Raw genomic sequence first — 951 nt, forward strand, 5'->3', positions numbered from 1 at the left:
CAAAGCATTTATTAAGATGCGAAAGAAAGTTACCTTAATCGAATAACACAAACGCTTACGGTGTTATGCATATTTTAACTTTCTTAAGCTATAAAAAAACCCTGCAATTCTCTTGTGAAAATTGCAGAGTCTCACTTAGCGTGGTTAATTGCCATCAAAGCCGGGAAATATTTTTCCGTAATGACGACTTTGATTCCATAAGGATAGTTACTCCCTCTTGCGATTTAAAGTATATTCTAGGGATAATAATTTGTCAAGCCTTAAGGTGTATTATATGATATAATTAGTATTATTTTTGAAGTTAATTTTTATGGAGGTATTTTATGGAAAGAAAATATATTTTCGGGCATAGAAATCCCGATACTGACAGTGTGACTTCTGCAGTAGCACTTTCGTATTTAAAGAACAGCCTATTGGAAAATACAGTTCCAAAGGTTCTTGGTGATGTTAATAAGGAAACAAAATATATATTTGATTACTTCAATATGGATGTGCCTGAAAAACTTGATAATGTTAAAATTCAGATCAAGGACCTGGATTATGATGAAATCGAATCCTTGCCAGAGGGAAGATCCATATATTCTGCATACAACTATATGAATGACAACAGAATCAGAACTCTTCCTGTAACTGGAGAGGATGGTAAATTAAAGGGAATAATCACCATGAAGGATATAGCAATGAACCATATATTCAGCGAGAACATGGCAATAGATTCAACCTACGAAAATATGCTAGATACACTTGATGGGACGGCTTTGAGTAGGGCAAAGGACATAATAAAAGGAAGTATAACTGTAACTGCATACCATACTTCAACCATAATGAAAGACAATATTCTTGACAATGATTCCATAGTTATTGTGGGAGACAGATATGAAATAATAAGTCATGCAGTGGACATGGGCGTCGAGCTTATAATAGTGACTGGAGGAAGGCATACTCCTGAAG

1 protein-coding gene is annotated in these 951 nt (G+C 34.6%); it reads left to right on the forward strand.

What is annotated here, in order from left to right:
• Positions 1–323: 323 nt before the first annotated feature.
• The coding region (locus tag AC3AX0_RS09415; RefSeq protein ID WP_487550037.1) for a CBS domain-containing protein at positions 324–951 on the forward strand (628 nt) is incomplete at its 3' end.

The sequence above is a fragment of the Dethiosulfatibacter sp. genome (assembly GCF_983023055.1).